Annotated in this window: 24 protein-coding genes and 1 pseudogene; 12 read left to right on the top strand and 13 right to left on the bottom strand. The window is 59.8% G+C overall.

Annotation, left to right across the window (positions count from 1 at the left end):
- The first annotated feature begins 29 nt into the window (after window positions 1-29).
- The 7 genes and pseudogenes from plsB to ACMDB8_RS05120 all read left to right on the top strand — a co-directional run bounded on the left by plsB (window position 30) and on the right by ACMDB8_RS05120 (window position 6043).
- Entirely contained in the window at window positions 30-2525 is a 2496-nt protein-coding gene (plsB, locus tag ACMDB8_RS05150; protein WP_223542169.1) for a glycerol-3-phosphate 1-O-acyltransferase PlsB, read from the top strand.
- Window positions 2526-2642: 117 nt separating this feature from the next.
- Entirely contained in the window at window positions 2643-2987 is a 345-nt protein-coding gene (locus ACMDB8_RS05145) for a hypothetical protein (protein WP_409078246.1), read from the top strand.
- A 246-nt stretch (window positions 2988-3233) separates the two neighbouring features.
- Window positions 3234-3635, top strand: coding sequence for a YbaY family lipoprotein (locus ACMDB8_RS05140; protein ID WP_056721006.1), 402 nt, complete (start codon window positions 3234-3236; stop codon window positions 3633-3635).
- 27 nt (window positions 3636-3662) lie between these two features.
- Window positions 3663-4352: a DUF4197 domain-containing protein gene (locus ACMDB8_RS05135; RefSeq protein ID WP_223542171.1), complete on the top strand. Its 690-nt coding sequence runs from the start codon at window positions 3663-3665 to the stop codon at window positions 4350-4352.
- A 237-nt stretch (window positions 4353-4589) separates the two neighbouring features.
- Entirely contained in the window at window positions 4590-5231 is a 642-nt protein-coding gene (locus ACMDB8_RS05130; protein WP_409078247.1) for a hypothetical protein, read from the top strand.
- Between the two features lie 49 nt (window positions 5232-5280).
- Window positions 5281-5421, top strand: a pseudogene (locus ACMDB8_RS05125) (DUF4197 family protein); the annotation flags it as partial.
- 271 nt (window positions 5422-5692) lie between these two features.
- Entirely contained in the window at window positions 5693-6043 is a 351-nt protein-coding gene (locus ACMDB8_RS05120) for a YbaY family lipoprotein (RefSeq protein WP_162252400.1), read from the top strand.
- Between the two features lie 126 nt (window positions 6044-6169).
- On the opposite strand, the gene ACMDB8_RS05115 is transcribed toward ACMDB8_RS05120, so the two are convergent.
- Both ACMDB8_RS05115 and ACMDB8_RS05110 read right to left on the bottom strand, forming a co-directional pair.
- Entirely contained in the window at window positions 6170-9235 is a 3066-nt protein-coding gene (locus ACMDB8_RS05115; protein WP_056721012.1) for an efflux RND transporter permease subunit, read from the bottom strand.
- A 6-nt stretch (window positions 9236-9241) separates the two neighbouring features.
- The gene (locus ACMDB8_RS05110) at window positions 9242-10342 is read right to left on the bottom strand and encodes an efflux RND transporter periplasmic adaptor subunit (protein ID WP_056721015.1); all 1101 of its coding nucleotides are present in this window, start codon (window positions 10340-10342) and stop codon (window positions 9242-9244) included.
- Window positions 10343-10435: 93 nt separating this feature from the next.
- Here ACMDB8_RS05110 and ACMDB8_RS05105 point away from each other — a divergent pair, with 93 nt between their 5' ends.
- Window positions 10436-11074, top strand: a complete 639-nt coding sequence (locus ACMDB8_RS05105; protein ID WP_056721017.1) for a TetR/AcrR family transcriptional regulator — start codon at window positions 10436-10438, stop codon at window positions 11072-11074.
- A gap of 131 nt (window positions 11075-11205) precedes the next feature.
- Here the strand turns inward: ACMDB8_RS05105 and ACMDB8_RS05100 are convergent, their stop codons facing one another.
- The gene (locus ACMDB8_RS05100) at window positions 11206-11988 is read right to left on the bottom strand and encodes a class I SAM-dependent methyltransferase (RefSeq protein ID WP_409078248.1); all 783 of its coding nucleotides are present in this window, start codon (window positions 11986-11988) and stop codon (window positions 11206-11208) included.
- A gap of 93 nt (window positions 11989-12081) precedes the next feature.
- Here ACMDB8_RS05100 and ACMDB8_RS05095 point away from each other — a divergent pair, with 93 nt between their 5' ends.
- Window positions 12082-12702 carry a hypothetical protein gene (locus ACMDB8_RS05095; protein ID WP_056721020.1) on the top strand — a complete coding sequence of 207 codons (621 nt, stop codon included), beginning with the start codon at window positions 12082-12084 and terminating at the stop codon, window positions 12700-12702.
- A 3-nt stretch (window positions 12703-12705) separates the two neighbouring features.
- Here the strand turns inward: ACMDB8_RS05095 and ACMDB8_RS05090 are convergent, their stop codons facing one another.
- From ACMDB8_RS05090 to ppc, 6 genes are all read right to left on the bottom strand, one after another.
- Window positions 12706-13527 carry an isocitrate lyase/PEP mutase family protein gene (locus ACMDB8_RS05090; RefSeq protein WP_056721022.1) on the bottom strand — a complete coding sequence of 274 codons (822 nt, stop codon included), beginning with the start codon at window positions 13525-13527 and terminating at the stop codon, window positions 12706-12708.
- A gap of 34 nt (window positions 13528-13561) precedes the next feature.
- Window positions 13562-14422, bottom strand: a complete 861-nt coding sequence (locus ACMDB8_RS05085) for a DUF72 domain-containing protein (protein WP_056721023.1) — start codon at window positions 14420-14422, stop codon at window positions 13562-13564.
- Window positions 14422-14727 (bottom strand): hypothetical protein, encoded by a 306-nt coding sequence (locus ACMDB8_RS05080; protein ID WP_056721025.1) that lies wholly within the window; start codon window positions 14725-14727, stop codon window positions 14422-14424. Before ACMDB8_RS05080 ends, ACMDB8_RS05085 begins: the two co-directional genes overlap by 1 nt.
- Window positions 14728-14945: 218 nt before the next feature.
- Window positions 14946-15620: a tRNA (adenosine(37)-N6)-threonylcarbamoyltransferase complex dimerization subunit type 1 TsaB gene (tsaB, locus tag ACMDB8_RS05075; RefSeq protein ID WP_056721027.1), complete on the bottom strand. Its 675-nt coding sequence runs from the start codon at window positions 15618-15620 to the stop codon at window positions 14946-14948.
- A gap of 94 nt (window positions 15621-15714) precedes the next feature.
- The gene (gene adk / locus ACMDB8_RS05070; protein WP_056721029.1) at window positions 15715-16362 is read right to left on the bottom strand and encodes an adenylate kinase; all 648 of its coding nucleotides are present in this window, start codon (window positions 16360-16362) and stop codon (window positions 15715-15717) included.
- 288 nt (window positions 16363-16650) lie between these two features.
- Window positions 16651-19281 carry a phosphoenolpyruvate carboxylase gene (ppc, locus tag ACMDB8_RS05065; RefSeq protein ID WP_223542173.1) on the bottom strand — a complete coding sequence of 877 codons (2631 nt, stop codon included), beginning with the start codon at window positions 19279-19281 and terminating at the stop codon, window positions 16651-16653.
- 202 nt (window positions 19282-19483) lie between these two features.
- On the opposite strand from ppc, the gene ACMDB8_RS05060 reads away from it, so the two are divergent.
- From ACMDB8_RS05060 to ACMDB8_RS05050, 3 genes are all read left to right on the top strand, one after another.
- Entirely contained in the window at window positions 19484-19828 is a 345-nt protein-coding gene (locus tag ACMDB8_RS05060; protein ID WP_056721034.1) for a hypothetical protein, read from the top strand.
- Window positions 19829-20095: 267 nt separating this feature from the next.
- Window positions 20096-20509, top strand: coding sequence for a DUF4398 domain-containing protein (locus ACMDB8_RS05055; protein WP_223542174.1), 414 nt, complete (start codon window positions 20096-20098; stop codon window positions 20507-20509).
- A gap of 45 nt (window positions 20510-20554) precedes the next feature.
- Window positions 20555-21352, top strand: coding sequence for an OmpA family protein (locus tag ACMDB8_RS05050; RefSeq protein ID WP_056721038.1), 798 nt, complete (start codon window positions 20555-20557; stop codon window positions 21350-21352).
- A 75-nt stretch (window positions 21353-21427) separates the two neighbouring features.
- Here ACMDB8_RS05050 and ACMDB8_RS05045 read toward each other — a convergent pair whose 3' ends face one another.
- The 4 genes from ACMDB8_RS05045 to ACMDB8_RS05030 form a co-directional block, all read right to left on the bottom strand.
- Entirely contained in the window at window positions 21428-21757 is a 330-nt protein-coding gene (locus ACMDB8_RS05045) for a hypothetical protein (protein WP_046041078.1), read from the bottom strand.
- Window positions 21754-22668: an alpha/beta hydrolase gene (locus ACMDB8_RS05040; protein ID WP_056721041.1), complete on the bottom strand. Its 915-nt coding sequence runs from the start codon at window positions 22666-22668 to the stop codon at window positions 21754-21756. Before ACMDB8_RS05040 ends, ACMDB8_RS05045 begins: the two co-directional genes overlap by 4 nt.
- A gap of 126 nt (window positions 22669-22794) precedes the next feature.
- Window positions 22795-24072, bottom strand: coding sequence for a flavohemoglobin expression-modulating QEGLA motif protein (locus ACMDB8_RS05035; protein ID WP_056721043.1), 1278 nt, complete (start codon window positions 24070-24072; stop codon window positions 22795-22797).
- A gap of 32 nt (window positions 24073-24104) precedes the next feature.
- Window positions 24105-24659 carry a hypothetical protein gene (locus ACMDB8_RS05030; protein ID WP_409078249.1) on the bottom strand — a complete coding sequence of 185 codons (555 nt, stop codon included), beginning with the start codon at window positions 24657-24659 and terminating at the stop codon, window positions 24105-24107.
- Window positions 24660-24716 lie beyond the last annotated feature (57 nt).

The raw sequence follows: 24716 nt of genomic DNA, 5'->3' as shown, positions 1-24716 counted from the left end.
TTGGTTTTATTCACTCACGCAGAAGCCGTATGACCCGCTCCCCGTTCCGCCGTCTTGTGTTTGGCACCCTGCGCCGACTGTTGTATCTCTGGGTTCGCTCCGAGACGATCAACCAGTCGTCGTTCACCCTCAACCTCGACCGCAGTCGTCCGGTGTTCTACGTCCTGCAAAACCCTTCGCTGACCGACCTCGCCGTGGTCGACACCGAATGCAGCAAGGCCGGCCTGCCACGTCCGGTACTGCCGGTATCGGTGGGCAACCTGCTGGAACCTGCCGCGTTCTTCTACCTGACACCGGACCCCGACTGGCTCGGCCGTCAGGACAAGCGCGGCGCGCCGCCGACACTGACCCGCCTGGTCAGTGCCCTGAGCCAGAACGCCGCAGAAGATGCGCAGATCATTCCGGTCAGTGTGTTCTGGGGCCAGTCGCCAGACAGCGAAAACAGCCCATGGAAACTCCTGTTCGCCGACAGCTGGGCCGTTACCGGGCGCCTGCGTCGCTTGCTGAGCGTCATCGTGCTGGGACGCAAGACCCGCGTGCAATTCTCCGCGCCGATTCACCTGCGCGAACTGATCGAGCACGACAAGGGCCACGAGCGCACCGTGCGCATGGCCCAGCGCATCCTGCGGGTGCACTTTCGCAACCTGAAGGCCGCGGTGATCGGCCCGGACATTTCCCACCGCCGCAACCTGGTCAAAGGCCTGCTGAACCAGCCACAGGTCAAACAAGCGATCCTCGACGAAGCCGAGCGCGAGAACATCTCGCCTGAGAAAGCCAAAGCCCAGGCGCTGCGCTACGGCAACGAAATCGCCTCGGACTACACCTACACGGCGATCCGTTTTATGGAAGTGGTGCTGAGCTGGTTCTGGAACAAGATCTACGACGGCATCAAGGTCAATCACATCGAAGGTGTGCAGAAGGTCGCCCCGGGTCACGAAGTGATCTATGTGCCGTGCCACCGCAGCCACATCGACTATCTGCTGCTGTCCTATCTGCTGTTTCGCAACGGCCTGACCCCGCCGCACATTGCCGCCGGCATCAACCTGAACATGCCGGTGATCGGCGGCCTGCTGCGTCGCGGCGGCGCGTTTTTCATGCGCCGCACGTTCAAGGGCAACCCGCTGTACACCTCGGTGTTCAACGAATACCTGCACACTCTGTTCACCAAGGGCTTCCCGGTGGAGTATTTCGTCGAGGGCGGCCGTTCGCGCACCGGGCGCATGCTGCAACCGAAGACCGGGATGCTGGCGATCACGCTGCGCAGCTTCCTGCGTTCGTCGCGCATGCCCATCGTCTTCGTGCCGGTGTACATCGGCTACGAGCGCGTACTGGAAGGTCGAACCTATCTTGGCGAGTTGCGCGGTGCGGCCAAGAAGAAAGAGTCGATCTTCGATATCTTCAAAGTGATTGGTGCGCTCAAGCAGCGCTTCGGCCAGGTGGCGGTGAACTTCGGCGAGCCGATCAAGCTGGCGGAATTCCTCGACGGCGAACAGCCGGACTGGCGCCAACAGGAGCTCGGCCCGCAGTTCAGACCCGCCTGGCTCAACGAAACCACCAACCGCCTCGGCGAGAAAGTCGCCCGGCACTTGAACGAAGCGGCGGCGATCAACCCGGTCAATCTGGTGGCACTGGCGCTGCTGTCGACCACCCGGCTGGCGCTGGATGACCGGGCCATGGCGCGAGTGCTGGACCTGTACCTGGCGCTGCTGCGCAAGGTCCCGTACTCGCCGCACACCACCTTGCCGGAAGGCGATGGCCGGGCGCTGATCGAGCATGTGAAGGACATGGACCTGCTGTCCGAGCAGAGCGATGCCCTGGGCAAGATTCTCTATCTGGACGAGCAGAACGCCGTCCTGATGACCTACTACCGCAACAACGTTTTGCACATCTTCGCCCTGCCTGCGCTACTGGCGAGCTTTTTCCAGAGCGCTTCGCGCATGAGCCGTGAACAGATCCTGCGCTACACCCGCGCGCTGTATCCCTACCTGCAAGCGGAGTTGTTCATTCGCTGGTCGCTGGACGAACTGGATACCGTAATCGATCAATGGCTGGCGGCCTTCGTCGAACAAGGCCTGCTGCGCTTCGAGAATGACCTGTACCTGCGCCCGGCGCCAAGCTCGCGGCATTTCGTGCTGCTGACGCTGCTGTCGAAAAGCATCGCCCAGACCTTGCAACGCTTCTACATGACCGTGTCCCTGCTGCTCAACAGCGGCCAGAACAGCATCAGCGCCGAAGAACTGGAAGACCTGTGCACGGTCATGGCCCAGCGCCTGTCGATCCTGCATGGCCTGAACGCCCCGGAGTTCTTCGACAAGAGCCTGTTCCGCCACTTCATCCAGACCATGCTCGACCTCGACGTGCTCAAGCGCGATGAGGCAGGCAAACTGAGCTATCACGAACTGCTCGGTGAACTGGCCGAAGGCGCGGCCAAACGGGTGTTGCCGGCAGAGATTCGTCTGTCGATTCGGCAGGTGGCGTTGCACGGTAATGAAAGTGCGGCGGAAAAAGCCCCGCTGAACACATAAACAACAACTTGAGTTTCCACGCAGAAATAAAAGGATGTATTTCTGCGAAATACCAGACTTCAATGATCAGCTAGCATCCTTCTCGCCTATTCCAGGCTCAACTAAAAGGATAGCTAGATGAACAAACACATTTCTGGAAAAGTTCTTTTCAGCAAAACCCCATACGAAATACAAACGGACTACACTACCAAAACCAGTCTTTACAAACATCTCAGTGACAATAAATCCAAGCTCATCAAAACGTACAAAGAAAACTCGCTGATGCATAAATGGTGGGAATTTGAGTTCATTATTGAACGCGACTCCGGTGAAAGCCCTGTCGATACATACCGAATTGTCGCAGAAGTTTTTCTTCCCGACGGGACGCTTCTCGCCAAGGCCGATGAACTTCTATCGATCGATTTCCAATATGGCACTCGTCATCACGAAGACATCTACCTCGAACCTGTATTCATTGTTTAATTAATAAACACATCGAACCACCCGATAATAGCAAAGAGCCACTACATCTATCGGCAGCCGCACCTTCTTCAATGATGAGAGCGGCTATAAAAAATTTGCTCCGCAAGTGACTGAATACTCAAGTATATAATTGAAGAAACCCCTCACGCGCGAGGCAAAAAATTGCCGGGGGTTATTACCGGAAAAATCCGCTAAATTGTTGTTGGCGCCGGCCCACTTCGGGCGCCAATGACAAGGATCCGCCTCATGAAAAAACTCTCTCTCCTTGGACTCGCCGCTTTACTGAGCGCTTGTCAATCCATGCAACCTGCCCCGAAAGCCAGCCTCGAGGGCGAAGTTTTCTACCTGCAACGCATCGCCCTGCCGCCGACGGCGATCCTCAGCGTCAGCCTGCAGGACATTTCACTCGCCGATGCCCCCGCGAAGGTCATCGACGTACAGCGCGGCCAAGTCCAGGGCCAGGTGCCACAGGCCTTCCATCTCAGCTACGACCCGCTGAAGGTAGAACCCAATCATCGATACTCGGTAAGTGCGCGCATTGAAGTCGACGGCAAACTGAAGTTCATCACCACCGAGAATCATGCCGTGCGCCTGGACGGAACCGACCCACAACCACTGAAGGTCCGCGTCGATCCGGCCCGCTACTAAGTGTCTTTTTCGAAAAAGGAAGTTGCTATGTTCCGCCCTACCCTTCGCTTCGCCGGCCTGTGCGCTGGCTTGATGATCTGTGCCAACGCCCTGGCGCTGTCCCTCTCCGACCTGTCACAGAAAGACGCCACCGGCGGGCTAAAGGACGCACTGACCCAAGGTGCGCAACTGGCCGTCAAACAACTCGGCACCCCGGGCGGATTCAGCAACAACCCCGACGTGAAAATCGAACTGCCGGGCAAGCTGGGCAAAGTCGCGAGCAAGATGAAACAGTTCGGCATGGGTGACCAGGTCGACGAACTGGAAGCCAGCATGAACAAAGCGGCGGAAAGCGCCGTGATCCAGGCCCAGCCGATCCTTGTGGATGCCGTGAAGAAAATGACCGTGGAAGACGCCAAGGGCATCCTCAGCGGCGGCAACGATTCAGCCACCCAATACCTGAGCAAAACCAGCCGCGAACAAATCCGCACCAAGTTCCTGCCCATCGTCAAGCAAGCCACCGACAAGGTTGGCCTGGCCCAGCAGTACAACTCGTTCGCCGGGCAAGCAGCGACAATGGGCGTTGTGGATGCGAAGAATGCCAACGTCGAAAACTACGTCACCGAGCAGGCGTTGAATGGCTTGTTCGAGATGATCGGCAAACAGGAAGAAACCATCCGCCAGAACCCGGCGGCTGCGGCAACCAGTTTGGCGAAGAAGGTGTTTGGCACGCTCTAAGCCCCGAGAAACTGCTGTGGTAGCAAGCCTGAACTGGTGCGCTGCATAGCAGTGAAGATGAGGCGGGTTTTGTCGAACGCAACTGACCTTCACCTTTCCCGGAAACAAGGACGTTTCTGATCAAATCCGTCTGCGATTCGCCTTCTCACAGAGAGTTTTTCCTACGCAAGGCTTGATTGCTTTGGGGATACGCTCAGCGCTCGTCATTTCGACGAACCAACGGATAAGGAAATCATTATGACGCAACATAGAATCAACGCGCTCTTGCACTTTCCTCCGGACTACGAAGTACCGGAAGGCTGCGACATCAATATCAGAGTACAAAACATTACCAACAGAACTGTGCCGATCCTTCACGGCATATGGGGCAGTAACACACTACCCTCGGTACGTCCCATCAAATTTGGTGTCAGTGTCGATTCAAACCTGAATGCCGTCGGAAGTCGCTATGTCATCAACGTAAAAATTTCCCACCAAAACACCGCGCTCTTGCTGGATATAGAGCGAGAATTCCACTGGGCAGGAGGGGATCACGATGCAGATATTTATTTGAGCCCCGTGGGCTACATCGCCGTGGAAAAGACCTGGATGCCGAGGATCGGTTACCCTGCCGACTCGAAACTGTATGTAAAGCTGATTGAACCCGTTAGCGATGAGAACGACGAGACCCTTGTGTGTGAAGGGGTCGGCTTGACCGGGGAGCCTAATTTCTATCTGAAATATGACCCGTCCATGATCAAACCGGGCCGACTTTACACGCTGGTCGGCTCATTTGAGACCTATGGCCAGCGCCGACTGTCGCTGGGGCTTCATCCAGCGAAACTGATACTGAAGCCTAATGATGTTGTTCATCTTGCAGATTTCGGTGCCTCTACCTGAAAGCCTGCGGATCGACACTTGACGCAAGATCCACTTATTTCATGCCACAGGCGTAGTGGATACGACGAATGCCAACGTCGAAAACTACGTCACCGAGCAGGCGTTGAATGGCTTGTTCGAGATGATCGGCAAACAGGAAGAAACCATCCGCCAGAACCCGGCGGCTGCGGCAACCAGTTTGGCGAAGTAGGTGTTTGGAACCTTGTAATTATTATCTGTCCGCAATACCAAAGAAGCCCCCTGAATCTGTGAAGGTCAGCGGGCTTTTTCGTCTTCCGTTGTTTTCTATTACCGCGGACCGTGGCCGCCCCCTCAAGGACTTAGTAGAAGTGAGAACGTTTCTGCTATATCAAACACACTCTTCGTCACAGATTGCAGGAATTGCCCTACATAAAATTCGTGGTGTCGACTCTATGGTTAGCACTCGTCAATACCGACGATTCTTTGAAAGGGAAATCAAAATGAATAGGGAAAAAGAAATTACCGGCAACGTGGTTTATTTCGAAAAAGTTGACCTTCGACCTGGCTCGTCCCTCCATGTCAGCTTAGTGGATACCACTCAGTCAAATGCTCTGAAAACGCTGGCTACAGAGATCTATTCCAATGTGAATAACGACATCATGGAATACACATTGAGTTACGACCTTGCAAAACTGCAGTACGGGAACACCTACTCCATCAGTGCAAACATCCTCTATGAAGACCAAGTGGTCTTCACCTCCACGAAACCTGTACCAGTGGATTTGAGCGCGGATATGATGTGGGTCAAAGATGTGGTGGTGAGCATCGTTAGTGTTTCGCCAGGCGCATAACCGGCAGTTTTGCTGAAGTTGTCGTTGGCGCCGCCTGTCCCCAGGTGCCAACGACAACCGTATTACCCTCTCAACCAACAAAAAACCATGAACCTGGTCGGCCCGAAGGCCGCCAAGATCAAACCCTCAAACCGACTCTTTGCGAACCCGAAACCAGGCGGCATAAAGGGCAGGCAAAAACAACAGAGTCAACGCCGTGGCCACAATCAACCCCCCCATGATCGCCACTGCCATCGGCCCGAAAAACACACTGCGCGACAACGGAATCATCGCCAATACCGCCGCCAGCGCCGTCAGCACAATCGGCCGGAACCGCCGCACCGTCGCCTCGATGATCGCCTCCCAAGGCTTGAGCCCCGCCGCGATATCCTGCTCGATCTGATCCACCAGAATCACCGAATTACGCATGATCATCCCCGACAACGCGATAGTCCCCAGCATGGCCACGAAACCGAACGGCTGACGGAACACCAACAGAAACAGCGTCACCCCGATCAACCCCAGCGGCGCCGTCAGGAACACCATCGCCGTGCGCGAAAAACTTCGCAGCTGCAGCATCAGCAAGGTCAACACCACCACGATGAACAGCGGCACCCCGGCCTTCACCGAGTTCTGTCCGCGCGCCGAGTCCTCTACCGTACCGCCGACATCCAGCAAGTAGCCATCGGGCAATTCAGCGCGGATCGGATCGAGGGTCGGCATGATCTGCTGCACCAGCGTCGCCGGTTGTTCTTTGCCATAGATGTCGGCGCGAACGGTCACGTTGGGCAGGCGGTTGCGGTGCCAGATGATGCCCTCCTCGAAGCCGTATTCCAGGGTCGCGATCTGCGACAGCGCGACACTGCGACCGTTATCGGTCGGCACCGCCAGGCTCGGCAGCAATGACAGTTCGGTGCGCTCATGCAAGGTGCCGCGCAACAGGATCTCGATCAACTCGTTGTCTTCACGGTACTGGCTGACGCTGGAACCGGTCAGGGAGCTTTGCAGGAACCTCGACAGGTTCGCCGTGCTCACGCCCAGCGCCCGCGCGCGGTCCTGATCAATGTTCAGGTACACCACCTTGCTCGGTTCTTCCCAATCCAGGTGGACGTTGACCACATGGGGGTTCTCGCGAACCTTGGCCGCGACTTTGCGCGCCAGCGCCCGCACTTCCTCGATGTGCTCCCCGGTCACGCGAAACTGCACCGGATAGCCAACCGGCGGACCGTTTTCCAGGCGCGTGACCCGCGAACGCAGAGCCGGGAATTGCTCGTTGAGGGTCGAGATCAACCAGCTGCGCAGGGTTTCCCGTTCTTCGATGGTTTTCGCCAGGACGACAAACTGGGCGAAGCTCGCCGCCGGCAGTTGCTGATCCAGCGGCAGGTAGAAACGCGGCGAACCGGTGCCGACGTAGGCCACATAATTGTCGATCCCGGTCTTGTCCTTGAGCAGCGCTTCGAGGCGCTTGACCTCGTCGGCAGTGTTGCTCAGCGAAGCGCCTTCGGCCAGTTTCAGGTCGACCATCAACTCCAGGCGACCCGATGCCGGGAAGAACTGCTGCGGCACAAAGCGGAACAGCACGATAGAGGCAACGAACAACAGCACGGTCACCAGAATCACGGTTTTGCGCCAGCGCACGCACCACTCCACCAGACGCCGGACGCGCTGGTAAAACGGCGTGGCATACGGATCGGGTTGACCGGCACCGTGTTTGGCGGCGTGAATCTTCGCCAGGTCCGGCAGGAGTTTTTCCCCCAGGTACGGCACGAATACCACTGCGACCACCCACGACGCCAACAGCGCGATGGTGACCACCTCGAAGATCGAGCGGGTGTATTCGCCAGTGCCCGATTGCGCCGTGGCAATCGGCAGGAAGCCGGCCGCGGTGATCAGCGTACCGGTGAGCATCGGGAACGCGGTGCTGGTCCAGGCATAACTCGCCGCTTTGACCCGGTCGAAGCCCTGCTCCATTTTGATCGCCATCATTTCCACGGCGATGATCGCGTCGTCCACCAACAAACCCAGGGCCAGTACCAGCGCGCCGAGGGAGATCTTGTGCAGGCCGATGCCAAGGTAATACATGCTCGCGAACGTCATCGCCAGCACCAGCGGAATCGCCAGGGCCACCACCATGCCGGTGCGCACGCCGAGGGAGAAGAAGCTCACCAGCAACACAATGGCCAGCGCCTCGACCAGCACTTGCACGAACTCGCCAACACCGGTTTTCACCGCCGCCGGTTGGTCGGAAACTTTACGCAGCTCCATGCCGGCCGGGAGGTTTTTCTGGACGCGGGCAAACTCGACTTCCAGCGCCTTGCCCAGCACCAGGATGTCACCGCCGTCCTTCATTGCCACCGCCAGGCCGATGGCGTCTTGCGCCATGAAGCGCATGCGCGGCGCCGGTGGATCGTTGAAACCACGACGCACGTCGGCCACGTCGGAGATGCGGAAAGTGCGATCACCGACACGGATCGGGAAGTTCTTGATCTCGTCGACCGTCTGGAAATTCCCCGTCACCCTTAGCTGCAGGCGCTCGCTGCTGGTTTCGAAGAACCCCGCCGTGGACACCGCGTTCTGTTCTTCAAGGGCTTGCTGGACGGCCGCCAACGGCAAGCCGAGGGTGGCGAGCTTGACGTTGGAGAGTTCGATCCAGACTTTCTCGTCCTGTAAGCCCAGCAGTTCGACCTTGCCCACATCCTTGACCCGTTGCAGCTGGATCTGGATGCGGTCGGCGTAATCCTTGAGCACGGCGTAGTCGAAACCCTCACCGGTCAGGGCGTAGATATTGCCGAACGTGGTGCCGAATTCATCGTTGAAGAACGGCCCCTGAATCCCCGGTGGCAAGGTATGGCGGATGTCGTTGATCTTCTTGCGCACCTGATACCAGAGTTCCGGGATCTCCACCGAGTGCATGGAGTCGCGCGCAATGAAGGTCACCTGGGACTCGCCGGGGCGGGAGAACGACATGATGCGTTCGTATTCGCCGGTTTCCATCAGCTTCTTTTCGATACGTTCGGTGACCTGGCGCGAGACTTCTTCGGCGGTCGCTCCCGGCCAGTTGGTGCGAATCACCATGGCCTTGAAGGTGAACGGCGGGTCCTCGCTCTGGCCGAGCTTGGTGTAGGAAAGTGCGCCGACGATGGCCAGCAACAGCATCAGGAACAGGACGATCTGGCGATTACGCAGCGCCCATTCGGAAACGTTGAAGCGCATCGGGGCTTACTCCTTGTCCGCCAGATTGACCACGCGATTGGAGCGATCCACCGGGCGCACCTGCTGCCCTTCGAGAAGCACATGGACACCGGCGGCCACCACCCAGTCGCTGGCGTTGAGCCCTTCAAGCACCGGTACGGTTTTCTCGCCGAAGGCACCGATTCGCACCGGGGTTTTCTTCAAGGTGTTGTTGGCACTGACGACCCAGACATAGGTCACGCCGTTTTCCGCTGTCAGCGCAGACAGCGGAACGGACAGCGGAACCACGTCGACGGCCTGCACGAACACTCGGGCGCTCTGGCCCAGTTCGACAGGAACCTTGCCGGAACTGAAGGCAATGCGGGCCGCGAAGGTGCGCGATTTTGGATCAGCCGACGGCGACAATTCACGGATACGCCCTTCGAATCGCTGATCGGGCTGGGTCCAGAGCTCCACCGACACCGGCTCACCGACCTTGAAACGGCCGAAGTTCTGCTCCGGCAGGCTGATCAAGACTTCACGCTCACCATCGGTTGCCAGGGTGAACACCGTTTGCCCCGCAGCCACGACTTGCCCGACCTCCACCAGGCGCTTGGCCACGACACCGTCCTGCGGCGCACGCAACACGGCATAGCTGGCCTGGTTATTGGAAACGTTGAATTCGGCTTTGATTTGCTTGAGACGTGCCTCACCGGAGCGGTAGAGGTTTTCGGCGTTGTCGTATTGCGAGCGGCTGACCAGTTGGCGCTCCATCAGGGTCTTGTAGCGATCACGCTCGGAACGCACCAGGTTCAGATTGGCTTCGGCGGCGGCGACCTGAGCCCGGGTGGCCTCCAGTTGCAGGCGCACGTCCTGGGGGTCGAGCTCCGCCAAGGGTTGATCGGCCTTGACCCGCTGCCCCTCATCGACCAGTCGTCGGCTGACTTTGCCGCCGATACGGAACGCCAGGTCCGGCTCATACCGTGCGCGAACTTCACCGGGATAGCTTTCCATGGCCTGCGCCGAAGGCTCTGGCTGGACCACCATGGCCGGGCGCACGCTGACCTGCGGTGCCTCTTCGTGACCGCACGCAGACAATAAAAAAGCCAGGGTGACTGGCAACGCGAGGGGCAAGGCATAGCGGAACATGGTGAAGGACCTTTCGCTAATGGTGCTTTGAATAATTATACTGAGCAGTATGTTATTAATAGCAAACTCACCAGTCCAGTAATAAAAACGAATATGCCAAACAATCTTTCAGCACCCAATGGACCAGGCAGACCCAAGGATCTGGTCAAGCGCCAGGCGATTCTCGATGCGGCCAAAGCGCTGTTTCTGAGTAAGGGTTATGCCAATACCAGCATGGATGCCGTCGCGGCCGAGGCCGGTGTGTCGAAGCTGACGGTCTATAGCCACTTCAACGACAAGGAGACGCTGTTCTCCGCCGCCGTGATGGCCAAGTGCGAGGAACAGTTGCCGACGCTGTTCTTCGAACTGCCGGAAGGCGTGGCCGTGGAAACCGTGCTGCTGAACATCGCACGCGGATTTCATCAACTGATCAACAGTGACGAATCGCTGAACCTGCACCGTTTGATCATGGCCTTGGGCAGTCAGGACCCAAAACTCTCACTGATCTTCTTCGAGGCCGGGCCTCAGCGCATGCTGCACGGTATGGAACGCTTGTTGAGCAAGGTCAACGAAAGCGGCGCATTGAGCATCGACAAACCGCACAATGCAGCAGAACACTTCTTCTGCCTGCTCAAGGGCGCAGCGAATTTCCGGCTGCTCTTCGGCTGTGGCGAACCATTGGACGACGAGGCCGCCGAGAGTCATGTGCAGGAAGTGGTGGGATTGTTTATGCGGGCTTATCGGCCTGAGTGAGCCTGGTGAGTTTATGGTGATTGGGCGGGCGTATTCGCGAGCAAGCCCGCTCCCACAAGTGACCCGGTTCCGTCAGACAGTATGCGATCAAATGTGGGAGCGGGCTTGCTCGCGAAGGGGGCGACTCGGTCTTACGGCTTGAGCGCCTTTTTCGGATAAATGTCATACCGACTGGACTTGCCATCGAGCGCATGACTCGGCTTCGGCCCATCGATGCACGGCGCCTTGCGCGGGCGCTTGACCACCACCCGGTGGCTGGCCAGGACCAACGCGGCTTCGAGCAATGCCGGCGCATCCGGGTCATCGCCCACCAATGGCCGAAACAGGCGCATTTCCTTCTTCACCAGCGCGGTTTTCTCACGGTGCGGGAACATCGGGTCGAGGTAGATCACCTGCGGTGGTTCGCCTTCCCAGTTGCGCATGACCTCGATCGAATTGCCCTTGAGCAAGCGCATGCGCGCCACGATCGGCGCCACGTCGAAATCTTCCGCGCCACGGGCCAGGCCGTCTTCGAGCAATGCACCGATCAGCGGCTGACGCTCGATCAGGCTCATCTCGCAACCGAGGCTGGCCAGCACGAACGCGTCCTTGCCCAGCCCTGCCGTGGCATCCAGCACCCGCGGGCGCACGCCTTGGGCTACGCCGACGGCCTTGGCGATCATCTGCCCGCTGCCGCCGCCGTACAGCCGGCGATGGGCCGCACCGCCCTCGACGAAGTCCACCCGCACCGGCCCCGGCGCATCCGGCCCCAGTTGTTGCAGCTGCAAGCCCATGTCACCCACCTGCAAGGCAAACTCGCCGTCTGCCACTTGCATTGGCAAGCCCAGGCGCTCAGCCCATTGTTCGGCTTGTGGCTCGAAAGCCGCGTCGAGGGCCTGGACATGGATGCGGCAGGCCGCAGGTTGATCAATCATCGGAAAACACGCTCAAAAAATTAATGATCGGCAAAAACGGCCGATAACAAAACTATCGAGCATTTTGCCAGAGCTGAGCGTCGACCGAGAGAAATGTCAGACATTCAACCCACAATCACAGGTTTTATCTCGCCCTACGGCGACTACAACCTGCGAAACACCCAGGCACTGAGCGGCGTCAGCCACATCTGGCAGGATTTCTTTGCCCGGGCGCTGGCAGAACAGTCGGGTGAAGTGCTGCCGCAATCGCTGAACTTTCCACCGGTCGATCTCGAAAGCCCGGTTGAACCCACGATCGGCAGCGACCTGCTGGCCCACATCGTGTCCCAGCGCGAATGCGACGTGAAGGACAACGTAATCCGCCCGCCCGAGCCGCTGTTCCTGCCGATCGCCGAATTCGAGATGGACCTGGCCGACAAGCCATCCCCACCGTTCCCGGCGGACGAAATCGTCGCCCAGCAAAAACAGCAGGACTTCGAAAGCGGCTGGGTTCGCCCGATCGTATTGAACGCCGGTCAACCGCTGCCAGAAGGTGGCCCTGCCCCGCAACCGCGTCCGCTGCACCTGCCGATTGCCGAATTCGAACTCGATCTGCTCGACAAGCCGTTCCCGCCGTTCTCGCCGCAAGAGCTGGTGGAACAACAGAAACAATTCGATTTCGACAATGGCTGGGCGCGCCCGATCATCCTGCAGAACCTGCGCATCGCCGCCTGATCCTCAGCCTTTGAAAAACTGATTGGCCTTCTGATAGGGCATCGACCGGGACGTGAAACCGAACGTACCTGATGTCTGGATTTCTTCGGCGGCGCGAAAGAACTCTCCATAGGCCGCCAATGCCAGTGCCGATCCGACACTGATGCGTTTGACGCCCATTTCACCCAACTGCGCGACCGTCAGCTTCAAGCCGCCCGACATCAACACATTCACCGGCTTTGGCGCCACGGCGCGCACCACCGCCAGCACATCCTCGGCGCTGCGCAGGCCCGGCGCGTAGAGCACATCGGCACCGGCCTCGGCGAATGCCTGCAAGCGCCGGATGGTGTCGGCCAGATCGGGATTGCCGTGCAGGAAGTTTTCCGCCCGGGCAGTCAACGTAAAGTCGAACGGCAAACTGCGAGCGGCTGCCACAGCGGCTTCGATGCGCGCCACGGCGTGTTCGAAACAGTAGATCGGGCCTTCTTCGCGGCCGGTGGCATCTTCGATCGAACCACCGACGGCGCCGACCTCTGCCGCGCGCAAGATACTTTTCGCGCAGTCGGCCGGGTTGTCGGCAAAGCCGTTTTCCAGGTCGACGGCAACCGGCAGGTCGGTGGCGGCGACAATCGCCCGGACGTTCATCAGGGTATCGTCGAGAGTCAGTCCGCCATCGGCACGGCCCTGGGAAAAGGCATAACCGGCGCTGGTGGTTGCCAGCGCCTCGAAGCCAAGGCTGGCGAGCATTTTCGCCGAGCCGGCATCCCACGGATTGGGAATCACAAAAGCCCCGGGGCGTTCATGAAGGGCTTTGAACGCCTGGGCTCGAAGGGTTTGCGCATCCATTGGGCAGGCTCCTGAAGAGGGGAAAGAATCCGCCTCAGAGCAGGCCAAGTTGCTCGGCGACGGGTTCTCTGTATAGCTCAGGCAGCGCCGGCAAGCCAGGCAAACGCAGCATCAGCCTGGCATGAAAACGCTGCGCCAGCTTCGCGGCCAGCAAGTTATCGGCGGTGTGCAGGAAGATGTACGGCGTACGGCCCTCTTCGATCCATAGCGCGATTTTCTCGACCCACGGCTCCAGGAACGTATCGTTGGCTTCAAGCGTCGGATGGCCGATAAAACGCACCTGCGGGAATTGCGTGAATGCCGCGGGGCGCGGTGGCACCCGAGGTTTCTTCGATTGGGCGTGGAGCACCGAGGGCTCGGTCGAGGTGCAACTGAACAGAGCACGGGGATCGAGACAGATGCGTTCGACACCGCGATCCAGCAGCAGACGATTGAGCATTCGTTCGCTGTCACCCTTGGCGAAAAACTCGTCGTGCCGCACTTCCACGGCCAGCGGCCGCTGCAGGGCATCGATGAATCCGGCCAGTTCCGGCAAGCGTTGGGGCGTGAAGCTTTTCGACAGCTGTAACCACAGTGGCGACACTCGCTCGCCGAGCGGGCTGAGCAATTGCACGAAGGTTTCGGCGGCGGTCAGTTGCTCGCGCAGATCGCCACCGTGGCTGATCTCGCCGGGAAACTTGGCGGTGAAGCGAAAGTGTTCGGGCATGGTCTCGGCCCAACGCTGCACGGTGCTGGCAGCCGGGCTCGCGTAGAAGGTCGTGTTGCCTTCCACGGCATTGAAAACCTGGCAATAGAGATCAAGAAAGTCGGCGGGTCTGGCGTCGGACGGATACAGGTAGTCGCGCCAGGCGTTTTCGCTCCAGGACGGACAACCGAGGTAATACGGCAGCAACATCAGATGTACAGGTCGAGACCCAGCACATCCGCTTCCCAATCGACGAAACCGGCGGTGCTCAGGTAGCTGGCCAAGGCTGTCGCCACGCTTTTGCTCATGGCACGGTGGTAAATCATGTCTTGCTGACGGGCGGGGAGATTGCTCAGTTTTTGCGCGGAAGCTTTGGCGGCGCGGGCAGCCAGTTGCTCTTCAGTCGGGAATTCCAGCTCGCCTTCGATATCAATGGCGTCGTCTTCCACCACGCGGTCTTTGCGAGGCTTGCGCTTGATGGGGTAGGACTGAGAGGAAACGCCGTCTATACGCATACGTGCATACTCGGAATCAGTGATGGCAGTTTAGTGGCGCATATCCCACTTCGCAAACCGCCGAGTGATAACTAGAACACATAAAAGACAAAAGGTTTAAAAGCTGGGGTTAGAAAAAGACGATTGGTGGTGCCTGGAAAAGATCGCAGCCTGCGGCAGCTCCTACAGGGAAATGCGATCTTCTGTAGGAGCTGCCGCAGGCTGCGATCTGTAAAGGCTTAACGCGCCTTGGGCGTCGCCACCTTGTCACGCAGATATACCGGCTGCGCCTCATCGGCCACGATCGCCTCGCCACGTTCCCAGGCAAACCGCGCCAGAGTCAGCAAGTCTTGCGCATGGGGCAACATGCCCGCGTCCTGCCCGCTCAGGCTGACGGCGATACGTTCGGCATAACCCCAACCAGTGCCTGCGCCGAACCATTCGCCGCCGGCATCGGCCGGCAATGCAGCGGACTCCGGCGGCAGTACAGCTTCAGCCCCCACCAGGCGCATCTCCCCGGCCGCTTCGCGGTAGCAACCCCAATACACTTCATCCATGCGCGCATCGATGGCGGCGGCGACCTGAGTGGCGCCGTGTTCACGCAACGCACGTTGCGCCAGCACGGCCAGGTTCGACACCGGCAGCACCGGGCGATCCAGGGCGAACGCCAGGCCTTGCACCACGCCGATGGCAATGCGCACACCGGTGAAGGCCCCCGGGCCACGGCCGAACGCAATGGCGTCGACCGCTTGCAGCGTGGTGCCCGCATCGGCCAGCAACTGCTTGATCATCGGCAGCAGCTTCTGCGCATGCAGGCGCGGGATCACCTCGTAATGGCTCGTGACCTTGCCATCATGCAGCAAGGCAACGGAGCAAGCTTCAGTCGCGGTGTCCAGGGCCAGCAAGGTGCTCATCGATGTATCCACAAGAGAAATCAGAAAAAAGTGCGTCAGTATAAACAACTACGGCCCGCAAGCGGGCCGTGGATGATGCAGCGGGTCAGGTTTTTCAGCTCAGGGCTGCAAGCACCTTGGCGGTGATCGCTTCAACCGAACCGACGCCTTCGATGTGGCTGTACCTAGGCTTGCCATTGGCAGCCGACAGCGTCTGGTAGAACTCAACCAGCGGCTTGGTCTGGGAGTGGTAGACCGACAGGCGATGACGCACGGTTTCTTCGGTGTCGTCCTTGCGCTGTACCAGCTCTTCACCGGTGACGTCGTCAATGCCAGCCACTTTCGGCGGGTTGTAGACGATGTGGTACACGCGGCCGCTGGCCTCGTGAACACGGCGACCGGCGATACGCTGGACGATTTCTTCGTCTTCAACGGCGATTTCAACCACGGCATCGAGCTCGACGCCTGCAGTCACCAGGGCTTCTGCCTGGGGAATGGTGCGCGGGAAGCCGTCGAACAGGAAACCGTTGGCGCAGTCGGACTGGGCGATGCGGTCCTTGACCAGTGCGATGATCAGGTCATCGGACACCAGGCCACCGGCATCCATGATGCTCTTGGCCTTGATGCCCAGCTCGGTGCCGGCCTTGACCGCTGCACGCAACATGTCGCCGGTGGAGATTTGCGGAATGCCGAATTTTTCGGTGATGAACTTAGCCTGAGTACCTTTACCGGCCCCGGGAGCTCCCAGCAGAATGACGCGCATCGATGTGCTCCTCAATTTTTTATATGGATAACGTCAGATTCGCCTCGTGGGGCCAATCTCAAAAATAGGGTCGTGACCGCCCAAACGGTCAAAGGCTGATCAAGATACACAGCAGGCTGCGCCCACACAAGACGCCAAAAGTCGGAGAAACCGCTGCCTCTTGCGACCATTGCGCGCAGTTTCCCAAGTCGCAACCCCATCATTAACTGTCGCCTGACAGCACTTTTGCCCCCGTCAAACGTCGGCATCCGGCTCACCTGCCGGACGCCTCAGCCCACGGCAAAAACCTTAGCCGGTGTTACGCAAACCGGCGGCAATCCCCGCCACAGACACCAGCAAGGCCTGTTCTACCGGGCTGCCCTGCGCCACGTCCTGCACTCTTGAACGAGCCAGCAACTCGGCCTGCAATAGATGAAGCGGGTCGAGGTAAGTGTTGCGCAAGCGGATGAACTCAAGGGTCGCTGGGCTATGTGCCAGCAACTGCGACTGCCCGGTCAGGCCGAGAACGATGGTGCACGCCTGCGACAATAGGTCGCGTAAGTGCGCACCCAATGGCAATAGTTTCGGCTCCACCAGACGCTCATCGTAGGACTGCGCAATGTCGGCATCGGCCTTGGCCAGGACCATTTCCAGCATGTCGATGCGGGTGCGGAAGAACGGCCACTGCTCGCGCATTTGCCCCAGCAGCTCGCCTTCGCCACGCTCCAGTGCCTTGCTCAGGGCCGCTTCCCAACCCAGCCAGGCCGGCAGCATCAGGCGCGTCTGGGTCCAGCCGAAGATCCACGGAATCGCCCGCAGGCTTTCGATCCCCCCGGCCCGGCGCTTGGCCGGACGACTGCCCAGCGGCAAACGGCCGAGTTCCTGCTCCGGCGTCGACTGGCGGAAATACTCCACGAACTGCGGATTTTCCCGCACCACCGCGCGGTAGGCGCTGACACCGTCTGCGGCCAGTTCGTCCATCAAATGGCGCCACTCGGGCGTAGGTGGCGGCGGAGGCAGCAAAGTCGCCTCCAGCACCGCGGCCAGGTACAGATTGAGGTTTTGCTCGGCGATGTCCGGCAGGCCGAATTTGAATCGAATCATTTCGCCCTGTTCGGTGGTGCGGAAACGCCCCGCCACCGAGCCCGGTGGCTGCGACAGGATCGCCGCGTGGGCCGGGCCGCCGCCTCGCCCCACAGTGCCGCCGCGACCATGGAACAGCAGCAGCTCGACGTCGTGCGAACGGCAGATATCCACCAGTCGCTCCTGCGCCCGGTACTGCGCCCAGGCCGCCGCGGTGGTGCCGGCGTCCTTGGCCGAATCCGAGTAGCCGATCATCACTTCCTGCGGCCCTTGCAGGCGCGCGCGATAGCCCGGCAACAGCAGCAGCTTCTCGATCACCGGCCCCGCGTTGTCGAGGTCGGCCAGGGTTTCGAACAACGGCACCACGCGCATCGGCCGCAACACGCAGGACTCTTTGAGCAGCAACTGCACGGCGAGTACATCGGAAGCCGCACCGGCCATGGAAATCACATAGGAACCGAGGGATGCCGACGGCGCAGCGGCGATTTCCCGGCAGGTCGCCAGTACTTCAGCGGTGTCGGCGGAAGGTTTGAAGTACGTCGGCAACAACGGCCGACGATTGCTCAGTTCGCGCATCAGGAAGGCGATGCGCTCTTCTTCGCTCCAGTCCTCGTAGCGACCCAGGCCGAGGTAGTCGGTGATTTCGGTCATCGCCGCGGTGTGCCGCGACGAGTCCTGGCGTACATCCAGACGAACCAGGAACAGTCCGAATGTCACGGCCCGACGCAGGCAATCGAGCAACGGCCCGTCGGCGATCACGCCCATGCCGCACTCGTGCAAGGAGCGGTAGCAAAGCTCCAGTGGTTCGAGCAGTTCGCGGTTGTCTTGCAGCACGTCGATCGGCGCCGGCGCGGGCGTCGACAAGGCGGCGTGTGCCCAGTTTCGCGTTGCCCGCAGGCGTTCGCGCAGATGTTTGAGCACAGCCCGGTAGGGCTCGGCGCTGTCTCCCGCCCGGGCCTTCAATTCATCGCTGGCCTGCTGCATCGACAGCTCGGCGGCCAGGCGATCGACATCGCGCAGGTACAAGTCAGCCGCCATCCAGCGCGCCAACAGTAAAACTTCCCGGGTCACCGCCGCCGTCACATTCGGGTTGCCGTCGCGGTCGCCGCCCATCCACGAGGCAAAGCGAATCGGTGCCGCCTCCAGTGGCAGGCGCAGGCCGGTGGCGGCGTGCAGGGCCTGATCGGCCTTGCGCAGATAATTGGGAATGGCCTGCCACAGCGAATGCTCGATCACCGCGAACCCCCACTTGGCTTCGTCCACCGGCGTCGGGCGCGTGCGGCGGATCTCCTCGGTGTGCCAGGCTTCGGCGATCAGGCGCTGCAGGGTGGTCTTGATCTGTTCGCGCTCGGCACCGGTCAAGTCACGGTGATCCTGAGCCGCCAGCTGCGCGGCGATGGCGTCGTACTTCTGGATCAGCGTGCGGCGGGCTACTTCGGTCGGGTGCGCGGTCAACACCAGCTCGATCTCCAGCCGGCCCAGTTGCCGGGCCAGCGAGTCGGCGCCATGCCCCTCCGCGCGCAGGCGCGCGAGCAACTCCGGCAGCACCCGGGCTTCGAACGGTGCCTCCCGGGATTCCTCGCGACGGTGAATCAACTGATATTGCTCGGCGATGTTGGCCAGGTTGAGAAACTGGTTGAACGCACGCGCCACCGGCAGCAACTCGTCTTCGCTCAGCTGATTGAGGCTGGCACTGAGTTCGGCGTCCATGGAACCGCGCCGGTCAGCCTTGGCGCCCTTGCGGATCTGCTCGATCTTGTCGAGAAAACCATCGCCATATTGCTCACGAATGGTGTTGCCCAACAGCTCACCCAACAGGTGAACGTCCTCGCGCAAGCGTGCATCAATATCGGTCATCAGCAGGTCTCCAGCAAAAAATCCGGGCGGCTAAGAAACAAGAGAGTGCCGCCCCAGACAGGTTCTTACAAGCAAGACGACGAAGGGCCTGTAAACCCTGCCTGTTGAGGCTAGTCTGAACAGTAAGCCGTACAACGGTTGTCACCGGCCAGTGCCGGACACTCACTCTGCCTGCCACGAGCGGGAGCGCAATGAGGTCAATATGAAAATCCGCGAGCTTGCCCACCACTGGGAAGAAAACGCCAAGGGTCGCCTGACCGACACCGGCTACTCGATTCATCTGGACGTGGAGTCTGCCGCACGGCTGGCCGCGCTCGTCGAAATGTACCCCAAGCGGCATCCCGAAGAACTGCTCGGCGATCTGATCGGCGCCGCACTGGAAGAGCTGGAAAGAAGCTTCCCGTACGTCAAGGGCACGACCGTGGTTGCCACCGATGAAGAAGGCGATCCGCTGTACGAAGACATCGGGCCGACCCCGCGCTTTCTGGCGTTGTCCCGTCGACATTTGCATGACTTGTCGGTGCCTGAAGACAAACAGAAACACTGAACATCCGCAAAACCTGTGGGAACGGGCTTGCTCGCTCCCACATTAGCCCGTATTCCAATTCAAAAAATCGCACTTCTCCTGCCCTAAAGGGCGCTGTCGACTTGATCCAAGTTTTTCGATAGCCGGCTATTTTCTCTGAACTTTCAAAAAAAGCCTCGGGTCAACCCAAGTAACCACGCCTGGGACGAGCGTTTCAAAATACCCCGCAATTGATGGTTTCAGCGCCCTGCCCGGGGTGGACTTCGACGTTTTTCAGGAACTGGCCCAATGGAGTTGAAGACCATGAAAACCCGAACCGGAACCCCCTCATTTACCTGTTCGCAAAGCCTCAAACTGGTGGCGTTGGCCCTGGGCAGTTGCCTGGTGCTGGCCGGTTGCGCCGGTAATCCGCCGACCGAGCAGTACGCGGTCACCCAATCGGCCGTCAACGACGCCGTGAGCGCCGGCGGCACCGAGTTCGCCGCAGTGGAAATGAAGTCGGCCCAGGACAAGCTCAAGCAAGCCGAAATTGCCATGCACGACAAGCAATACGACCAGGCCCGGATGCTCGCCGAACAGGCCGAGTGGGACGCTCGCGTGGCCGAGCGCAAGGCCCAGGCGATGAAGGCCGAACAATCAGTGAAAGACGCGCAGAAAGGCGTTCAGGAATTGCGTCAGGAAAGCCAGCGCACCGTTCAGTAAGCGGCGCGGCCCCCCGCATTCCCACTCGACTAAAAGGACGAAATCATGAAATCCAATCAATTGATGATCCCTGCCCTGCTGGCTGTCACCGTAGCCCTGACAGCCTGCTCCACACCACCGAACGCCAACCTCGAACAGGCCCGCAACAACTACACTGGCCTGCAAGCCGATCCGCAGGCCAGCAAAGTCGCGGCGCTGGAAACCAAGGAAGCCAGCGACTCTCTGGACCTGGCCGATAAGGCCTACAGGGACAAGGAGGACGCGGCCAAGGTCGACCAGCTAGCCTATTTGACCAACCAGCGCGTCGAAGTGGCCAGGCAGACCATCGCCCTGCGCACCGCCGAGGCCAGCCTGAAAGATGCCTCGGCGCAACGGGCCCAGGCGCGCCTCGACGCCCGTGACCAGCAGATCAAACAGTTGAAAGACAGCCTCAACGCCAGGCAGACCGATCGCGGGACGCTGGTGACCTTCGGTGATGTGCTGTTCGCCACCGACAAGGCCGAACTGAAATCCAACGGCCTGGCGAACATCAGCAAACTGGCGCAGTACCTCCAGGAAAACCCCGAGCGCAAAGTGATTGTCGAGGGCTACACCGACAGCACCGGTACGGCGTCGCACAACCAGTCGCTGTCGGAACGTCGCGCGGGCTCCGTGCGGGCGGCGCTGGTGAAGATGGGCGTTGATCCGGCGCGTATCGTCGCCCAGGGTTACGGCAAGGAGTATCCGGTGGCGGATAACAGCAGCACCTCGGGCCGGGCGATGAACCGTCGGGTAGAGGTGACCATCTCCAATGACAATCAGCCGGTGATTCCGCGTTCGGCGATGAGTTCATACACCCAATAATCAAGCTACTGCGCGAAACCAGTGTGGGAGCGGGCTTGCTCCCACATTTGATCTCTATTGCCAACAAATACCGGTTTACTGCTCCAGCTTCTGCGGCGTTTCCTGCCCCATGCAGCGCACGGCTTTTTTCTTGCTGTCGACCAGCACGCCGGTCAGGCCTTTCTGTTCCATGTCGAACAGCACCAGCACGCCATCGATGCACTGCGCCACTTGCGCGGCCGGTTCCAGGGAGACTTTGTAGTCTTCACCCGGCACGGTCTTGAGCATGGTGAATTCGTTGAGCAGCAACGCATCCTCAGGCTTGGCGAAATGCAGGTAGCCGTACCACCACAGGGCACCGACAGTGCCGAGGATGCTGCAGATACCGGTGATGATCAGCGGGATAGCGTTACGTTCTTCACTCATTGCGGACTCTCTGGTGGTTCATCTTCTGAATTCGGGGGTGCCGGATAGTTGGGAATTTCACCCAACCGGCGCAGGCCGTTGAAATGCTGCGGATCATCTAGATAACGCAACATGACCTTGCGCCAGACCGGGTCGGCGAACGTCTGCACATGACCGCCACGGGTCAGTTGCAGCACCCGCGGCGGCGGCGCAGCTTGATACAGACGGATGCCGTTGGAAAGAGGCACGATCGGATCGTCGATGCTGTGGTAGATCAGTTTCGGCACGTCCTTGAGTTGCGTCATGGAGTTGATCGCGCTGTCGCCGTCCGGCACCAGCCACGACAACGGCACCTGCACCGGCCAGGTCAACCATGACGTACTCAAGGCAAACTGACCGATGCTTCGGTAGCTGGCGGGCACTCCGTCGAGGACAAAAGCCTTCAGTTGTTTCTGGCGTTCAGGGTGCTGGACCAGGTAATGCACGGCCATCGAGCCCCCAAGGCTCTGGCCGAGCAGGATCAGCGGCTTGCCTTTGACCTCCGGCGCCTGGTCGAGCCATTTGAAGGCTGCGTCGATGTCCTGATAGATCGCCGGCAGGCTGGGTTCACCTTCGGACAGGCCATAACCGCGATAGTCCACAAGCAACACCTGGTAACCATTTTTCGGCAACCAAAAGCTCCCACCGAGGTGCATGGGCAGGTTTCCACCGTTGCCGTGCAGGTGCAGCACCGTACCCTTGACCTCGACCCCCTTCTTCGCCGGCAGCCACCATGCGTTCAGCTTGAGGCCATCGGCGGTGATCAGGGTGACCGTGCGGTATTCGAGCCCGGCCTTTTCCGGCGTGAACAACTGGCCGGGTTCGGGGTAGAACAGCAGCGAACTGCAACCGTTCAAGGCCAGGAGAAGGCAGAGAATGCCGAGGGTTCTCATCCGGTGAAACCTCGCGATGGAAGGAAGGATTTTCGGTGAAGCTCCAATTGCCAAGATCGCAGCCTTCGGCAGCTCCTACAGGGGATCAGTGTAGGAGCTGCCGAAGGCTGCGATCTTTTGACAGCATCACAGGATGTTCGAGTAATCCGCCTCGATCCGGTCCAGGCTCAGGTGGTTGAGGAAGTTGGAGAAGCACATCCACGCCGACAGCGCGTTCATGTCGCGAAACTGTTCCGGCAGGTACTTGGGCGGCACCACCAGGCCTTCGTCCACCAACTGGCGCAAGGTACGCATGTCTTCCAGGGTGGTCTTGCCGCAGAACAACAGCGGTATCTGCTCCAGCTTGCCTTTACGCACGGCCAGTTGAATGTAGTTGTAAATCATGATGAAGCCCTTGAGGTAGGACAAGTCTTTGGTAAATGGCAGACCTGTCGGCACCGAGCCGCGGAAAACGCGACTGGCGTTGCTGTAGCTCTCGGGCATTTCGAAACCTTGCTCGCGGAAGAACTCGAACACCTGCAGGAAGTCGGCTCCCTCCTCCACCATGTGGATGGCGCGGGTGCGGTTGGTCAGTTTGCGCAGGCGACTCGGGTAGGAGGCGAAAGTGATGATTTCCATCAGGATCGCCAGGCCTTCCTGGGTCACCGTCGACGATGGCGGGCCCTTGGCGAGGAAGGTACAGATCGGCTGATTCAGGCCGTTGAGGGTGGTGCCGACGTGCACCAGCCCTTCATGGACTTCCAGGGCGCGCACATCGCGCTGGTTGAACATCGCATCGGAGCGGATCTTGATGTAATCGGCGCCGGCCGCCGCATCGGCGACGATCCCGTCGGACTCGAACACCCGGATGGTTTCCTCGGCTTCGCCAAACACCTTGTTCAAGCGATGCTGCAACAGGTCGACCGCATCCTTGGCCGTCAGCGTCTTTGGCTCATCCTTGAGGTCGCCACGGCCGTCGATGTTGTTCAGGTATTCGGACAACATCATGCCCAGGTCGGACAGTGTCGGGTCGCCAGCGTGGAACGCGTCGGACGCGGCGCCGTACAACTCCTGGGAGATCAGGCCGAAATCCTCGGTGCCACGCGCTTCGAGCATGCGGATCACCATGCGGTATTCCTTGCACATGCGGCGCATGATCTGGCCGACCGGGTTGAACTGGCCGAGCTGGCGGGTGATGTCGCGCTCGATGTTCTGGAACTCCAGCTTCACTTTGCTGGAATCGAACGCCAGCGGCCGATTGAGGTAGTAGTCGCGGTCCACCGCCGGCATTTCCTTGCCCTTGGCCTTGAGGAAGCCCTTACGAATGTTGTCGTCCCACTTGACCGCATCGAGGACGCGGATCGGCGTCTGCGCCAGCACGATGCGATCGGACAAAATGCGTATCGACTGTTGGTAATCGTCCACCCGAAACTCCTGTAGAAACCTGTTTGTACTGCTTATTTGGCTTTGGCCTGACGCTGGTAGCGCACGGCTTCGACGAACACATCGGAATTGGCCGGGTCGTCGAGGTAGGCTGCGACTTGATCCATGTGGCTGTCGACCAATACGCCATCACCGTCGTGGGTCTGGAAGCTTTCACCGCTCAGGGCTTTCTGCTTCATGGCCTGGTTGATCTGGTCGAGGTCGAGGTTGTAGACCACCAATTCATGCTTGTCGGTCAGTTCAAACCCGCCAATGGTGAAATGCCCGCCGAACTGTGCCGGCACCTTCGCCGACAGATACCAGCGGTTGCCATGGCGCGTCACTGTGAAGGGATAGGCCTCCCGCTCCCTGGGCCTGGCCCGGTAATAACTGACGGCCTGATAGCGGTTGTCGCCGATGCGGGTCAGTTCGAGGTTGAGCGGCTCGCCCCAGGCATTGGTGCTGGTCCATTTGCCGAGCAATCCCTTGGGCGCGGGTTCGCTGGCAGGCAGCGGCTCCTTGAAGGTCACCAGACAGCCACTGAGCAGCAGGAACGACAAGGCGATCACAACGACACGCCAGGCTTTCATTCGAAACTCCCTATGAACACACAGCTAACCTGTAGGAGCTGCCGCAGGCTGCGATCT

Origin of the sequence: Pseudomonas monachiensis, from assembly GCF_047345015.1 — a bacterium.
Lineage (GTDB): Bacteria > Pseudomonadota > Gammaproteobacteria > Pseudomonadales > Pseudomonadaceae > Aquipseudomonas > Aquipseudomonas monachiensis.
This window is presented reverse-complemented; position numbering and strand designations above follow the sequence as displayed.